This is a genomic window from bacterium (genome assembly GCA_021158245.1).
In the GTDB taxonomy this organism is placed as follows: domain Bacteria; phylum Zhuqueibacterota; class QNDG01; order QNDG01; family QNDG01; genus QNDG01.
On record JAGGVB010000076.1, the window covers coordinates 1 to 3,097 of the forward strand.

A 3,097-nucleotide genomic window follows, 5' to 3' on the forward strand; every position below is an offset into this window, starting at 1 on the left:
ACTAACTGTGACAAGATATCAGACACCTTCATAGGCAAAAATTCTGTTATAGATAATGTAAGGCTGATTAAAAACTCTACTATTCTTTCCGCACCTGATAACCCTGTAATTCTTGAAAACGGAGTTTTTATAACAGACTCTCTGATTCAGCAAGGCGTAAGTATAGACTCAGGTGCAATGGTCAGTAAATCCCTTATTTTCAGAAACGCAAACATAGAAGACGGTGCCATTGTTCAAAAAGCAATCATAGGCCACAGCAGTAAAATTTGCAAAGGAGAGATAACCTCCTCTTTTGCCGGGCCTTTAACAGGGTTTCATCACCAATCTTTATTAATAGCTGCTATATGGCCCGGAGGCAAAGGCAACGTCGGATACGGAGCAAATGTGGGATCAAACCACACTGGAAAAGCTCCTGATCAGGAAATTTTCTGCGGTGAAGGCCTGTTTTTCGGACTCGGAGTAAACATCAAATATCCTGCAGATTTTTCAGAAGCCCCTTTTACAATTATTGCAACCGGCATTACAACGCTTCCTCAACGCATGACTTTTCCTTTTTCCCTTATTGATCAACCACGGAAAAGCATGGGCAAAAATGTGTTATCAGGGCTTAACGAGCTTTTTCCTGCATGGGTTCTCGATAAAAATGTGTACGGAATATTCAGGAATCAATACAAATACAGAGACAGATTAAAAGGATTATCCGACGGAATTGATCATGAAATTTTCAGGCCAGAAATTGTTAATATGATGATCTCGGCACGTACCCGCCTACATGAGATAAAAGATAAAAAAAATCTCTATTTTGACAGCGACATAAAAGGCATCGGTAAAAACTTTATTACTGACCAAAGCAGATTAGATGCAATTGAAACTTATACTTTTTTCATAAAATTTTATGCACTCAAAGAATTTATAGATGCTGCCAATTCCCTTGCAGAACAGAATAAAAGTATTCATTCGCTTTTTAATGATAATACAGACATGCCTGAGTGGGAATTTACGAAAAAAATACTGCATGATGAAGGCCTTGGCAAACTTTCTATCGGGGATTTATGTAAACTGTTCATTGAAACACAGAAAGTTATCCTTTTTAAAACTGTCGCGAATAAAAAACGTGACGACATCCGAGGCAAAAAAATTATACCTGATTACACATCAGCAACAACTCAGGCAGATAATACTGATAATGTAATAAGCCGAATCCGGAAGGAAACAGAAAGATATAAAAACATGATCAGTAAAATAATTGGATTATAGAAGAATTGTAAAAGAAAAATATACACAATGATATTTATACTGCCATTTTGGCGGAATAAACACAATACGTATACAAAATCGTTGTGCTTAATACAAGAGAAAAGAAATGACACTTGAAGATTTAGGATATAATTTAGAGTTGAAAAATTACCGAAAAGACCAAAATCTTGATTCATTTGGAGTAGCTCGAGTTATATCTGAGCACAAGGAAAGGTACATTGTTAAGACCACAGAAAAAGAATATGATGGTGAAATAATCGGAAACTTACGTTTTTCAGCACAAAACAGATCTGATTTTCCAGCTGTTGGTGATTGGGTTGCAATTTCTGAATATGATGACAACAAAGTGCTTATTCATTCTGTTTTTCCAAGAAAGACCATCATTGAAAGGCAAGCGGCCGGCAAGCAAGGCGAGAAACAAATCATAGCAACAAATATTGATTATGCCTTTATTGTACAAGCGGTTGACCGAGATTTTAATGTCAATAGATTAGAAAGATACCTGACAATATGTAATACTTCTAATGTAAAACCAATTATCATTCTCAACAAAATTGACTTGATAAAAGAAACTGAATTAGCAAAATTGATTACAACTGTTCAAGAAAGAATAAAGCAAATTCCGATAATTTCTATAAGCAACGAGTCCCTAAAAGGAATCGAAAGACTGAAACAGAATATAGAAAAAGGTAAAACTTACTGTTTGCTGGGTTCATCCGGGGTAGGAAAATCCACTCTTTTAAATAACCTTTCAGGTAAACAACAGATGAAAACAAATGCGATAAGTACAAGTACCAATAAAGGACGACACGTTACAAGCCATCGAGAATTATTAATTCTTGAAAATGGCGGAATTCTAATTGACAATCCTGGAATGAGAGAAGTTGGAATTGCAGATTCTACGGACGGATTAAATATTACATTTGAAACAATAGTAGAGCTATCTGAAAATTGCAAATTTAAAGATTGTACACATACGACAGAAATTGACTGTGCAGTTATAGCGGCCGTTGAAAATGGGGAAATAGATAAATCATCCTACAAAAACTATTTAAAAATGAAACGAGAAAAAGAGCATTTTGAATCAACCGTTGCTGAAAAACGAAAAAAGGATAAGGATTTTGGAAAAATGGTTAAGAATTATAAAAAAGGCAAAAAATTAAATAAGTACTAAGCACAACAGCCGCTCATAAGCCATTCCTCCTACGTCGGAACGGCTCATAGCGGCGAAACCATTAGCCAAAATGTAAAGAAATCGCAGAAAACTTATCATTGGGTATTAGGTATGTAAAGAATATTTGATTTTCTTATCAAAGTTTACTATCTTTGTATAGAAAAGCAAGAAAACTTTACAAAGGGAAATGGGATGTTGAAAAAGTTACCAATAGAAAAAGATGTTGAAACAAAAAAAGTTTTAAAAAAACTTACTTTTGCTCATCGTGCATTGGCAGAACTAAAAGGAATTGTGGCTACAATTCCAAATGAAAGCATTTTAATCAATACCTTGGGACTGCAAGAAGCAAAAGACAGTTCGGCAATTGAAAACATTATCACAACACACGATGATATTTATAAAGCAGAATTAAATCTTGGTGGATTTAAATCGTTAAATGCCAAAGAAGTTCAGAATTATATTTCGGCATTAAAAAAAGGATTTGCCTTAATATCGGGAAAAAAGATATTAACAAATAACGATATAATCGAAATTCAATCTGAATTAGAGAAAAATAGGGCAGGTTTTAGAAAACTACCTGGCACAGCATTGAAAAATGCGGCAACAGGAGAAACTGTTTATACCCCGCCGCAGGAATATTCGGAGATAATAAATTTAATGACAAAT

General features: G+C 34.6%; 3 protein-coding genes. All 3 read left to right on the plus strand.

What is annotated here, in order from left to right; all coding sequences use genetic code 11:
• On the plus strand, positions 1-1,257 hold a 1,257-nt coding region (locus J7K93_04715), incomplete at its 5' end, for a DUF4954 family protein (GenBank protein MCD6116295.1).
• Positions 1,258-1,363: 106 nt separating this feature from the next.
• The gene (rsgA, locus tag J7K93_04720) at positions 1,364-2,431 is read left to right on the plus strand and encodes a ribosome small subunit-dependent GTPase A (protein ID MCD6116296.1); all 1,068 of its coding nucleotides are present in this window, start codon (positions 1,364-1,366) and stop codon (positions 2,429-2,431) included.
• Positions 2,432-2,623: 192 nt separating this feature from the next.
• On the plus strand, positions 2,624-3,097 hold a 474-nt coding region (locus J7K93_04725; protein ID MCD6116297.1), incomplete at its 3' end, for a Fic family protein.